At 49.0% G+C, this 2,356-nt stretch carries 4 protein-coding genes; 3 read left to right on the plus strand and 1 reads right to left on the minus strand.

Annotated features, from left to right (window positions below; all coding sequences use genetic code 11):
* The 3 genes from ADK28_RS14595 to ADK28_RS14605 all read left to right on the plus strand — a co-directional run.
* Positions 1-605: DUF4942 domain-containing protein (locus ADK28_RS14595; RefSeq protein WP_048795960.1), on the plus strand; the 605-nt coding region annotated here is incomplete at its 5' end.
* 74 nt (positions 606-679) lie between these two features.
* Entirely contained in the window at positions 680-1,075 is a 396-nt protein-coding gene (locus ADK28_RS14600; protein WP_048795961.1) for a DUF6088 family protein, read from the plus strand.
* Positions 1,068-2,021, plus strand: a complete 954-nt coding sequence (locus ADK28_RS14605; RefSeq protein WP_048795962.1) for a nucleotidyl transferase AbiEii/AbiGii toxin family protein — start codon at positions 1,068-1,070, stop codon at positions 2,019-2,021. Before ADK28_RS14600 ends, ADK28_RS14605 begins: the two co-directional genes overlap by 8 nt.
* Positions 2,022-2,040: 19 nt before the next feature.
* Here the strand turns inward: ADK28_RS14605 and ADK28_RS32735 are convergent.
* On the minus strand, positions 2,041-2,356 hold a 316-nt coding region (locus ADK28_RS32735), incomplete at its 5' end, for a hypothetical protein (protein ID WP_204375375.1).

Below are 2,356 nucleotides of genomic sequence, written 5' to 3' on the forward strand. Positions count from 1 at the left end.
CGGCGATGAAAGCCATTACCCGTAATCTCGATCGTAGTATATGGCGCGATTTAATGAAAAAGTCAGGGATGCTTTCTATCATGGACGCTCAGGCGCGTGACCAGTGGTACAACAGTCTGGAAAAGGAGGATATTCCGGCGGTCAGTGAAGAGAATATCCTGAGCACCTTTGAGCAACTGCATCAAAGTAAAGGTGACGTGTTTGAACGGGGCGTCATCAACGTATTTAAAGGGTTGAGCTGGGATTTCAAAACGAACAGCCCCTGCAAGTTTGGCGCGAAAATTATTGTTACTGGGCTGGTCAAATTCGACAGGTGGGGCTTTGGACTTAACTGGGGCAGGCAACGTGACCGCCTGGCGGATCTGGAGCGCATGCTGATGCTCCTGGATGGTAAACCGGTTCCCGACAACCGCGCTGACGTTACCCGACGTATCGGCGATCATATTCATGAGAACAGGCACAGCAACCGTTACGAGGATGAGATGTTTACGATTAAGTACTTTCAGAAGGGGACGGCCCATATCACCTTAAAGCGGCCAGAGCTGGTCGATAAGCTGAATGACATCATCGCCCGGCACTATCCCGGAGCTCTGGCAGCAAGGTAATATGCCTGTCGTGTGTTTGCTGTTAAATATGTCGTATTTTTGCTATGCTTGAAAAACAAACAGAGGAGGAAAACATGACGACCAAAGCCCGTATACAGTCACGACTGAAACGTTCGAAGCGCTATGTTTTCACTCGTGATGATTTCAAAGACATTGCTGGCTACGATCAGGTTGGCAGAGCATTGCGTGCCCTGGTTAAAGAAGGCGTGCTGTTGAAAGTCGGTTATGGCGTGTACACCAAGGCCCGCCGCAACAGTATCACCGGTAAGCTGATGCCAGCATCGCCCGGAGGTTCCGCTGCAGTGATCGTCGAAACGCTGGATCGACTGAAGGTACGTTATCGCGTTACCGACGCAACACGGGCATATAACAGCGGTAAGTCTACTCAAATCCCTGTTTCGGCAGGGATAAAAACACCATCACGTTTTAAACGCGTGTTGTCGGTAGGAAACAGTAAACTGAATGGATAATCTCAACACTCTTTTTTCTGAGGTAGCTGACGCACTTGGTATTGAGTCTGTCGCCATTGTGGAAAAAGATCACTATATCGTTGAGCTTCTGGCTCTGCTTAAGCCATTGTCGTTCGATACTCACCAGCTGGTTTTCGCTGGCGGTACTGCCCTGGCAAAATCCGGGGTGGCGCTGAACCGCATGTCAGAAGACGTGGATATCAAACTGGTTCCAGGCGCTGACTTTCTGGCGCTTTCGCGCTCCGGGCGAAAAGCCAGCCGTAAAGCGGTTATCCAGTCAATCACTGACGCAATAACCGCTACCGGTATGTTCAGCGTTGATGATGACCAGAAAGTGACCCGGGATGAGTATCGTTACAATGACATTCCGGTTCGTTATCCTCAGCGTCTGGCACAGGAACCCTGTCTGCGGCCTTTCATCAAACTGGAGCTGATGGAATCTGATTTGCTGGAGTCAGCAGAAGAACGGGATATTCACTCGCTGGTAACCGAGATGACGAAAAGACCACATATCGTTCAGGCATTCCCTTCCGTCACCGTAACCAGTACACAAGCAGAGAAATTAGTGGCGATGTTGCGACGAACAGCCGCTGTCACCCGCAATGTTGAACGTTTTGACGATACCACGCTGGTTCGCCATATCTACGATACATGGTGCATTGTGAACGTGGGGAATGTCGACATAGCACAGCTTACTGCTTTTGTTGAGAGAACTATCGATCAGGATATCCAGCGTTACGGCAACCAGTATCCACAATTTTGCGACTCGCCTGTGACAGAGCTGAAAATGGGCCTGGAGGAACTGACAAACAATCCTGTACATCAGGATCGTTACCAGAAATTTGTTGCTCCGATGGTATTTGGCAAACAAGTCGCCTGGACGGAGGCTTATGGCTGCTTCAGACAAGTGGCGCTTTCCATTTTAAATGCCCTGCCAGTAAGGTAGCGTGAACCAGTTCCTCTCTTCAATGCAGGACACCCGAGATATCAACAGGGTGCTTGCAGAACCAGGTGACCATCAGCCGTTGGATGTCCTTTGATTGTGCTCTCGTCAGAGGTAACATCCAGGTTAATCGGGAATCGAATGAAGGAATCGAATCCATGATTTCAGGAAGTCCAAAATCAGTAACCTTTCTCTTCTGAAACTCCCGCCAACAACCAGCGAAACCATTACGAGGTACCAATGGAGGTATCAATTTTATCAAACCAAACAATAACAAACAAAAACAACAAGATAGATTAAAAGGTCGATTCCGAGTCCGGGCACCACTTTCACTTCTA

Origin of the sequence: Serratia sp. 506_PEND, assembly GCF_001076875.1 — a bacterium.
Classification (GTDB): domain Bacteria; phylum Pseudomonadota; class Gammaproteobacteria; order Enterobacterales; family Enterobacteriaceae; genus Serratia; species Serratia marcescens.

Bases quoted from the DNA above. Each gene is read 5' to 3' on its own strand.
- ADK28_RS14600 (WP_048795961.1), top strand. From the start codon at position 680: ATGACGACCAAAGCCCGTATACAGTCACGACTGAAACGTTCGAAGCGC.
- ADK28_RS14605 (WP_048795962.1), top strand. From the start codon at position 1,068: ATGGATAATCTCAACACTCTTTTTTCTGAGGTAGCTGACGCACTTGGT.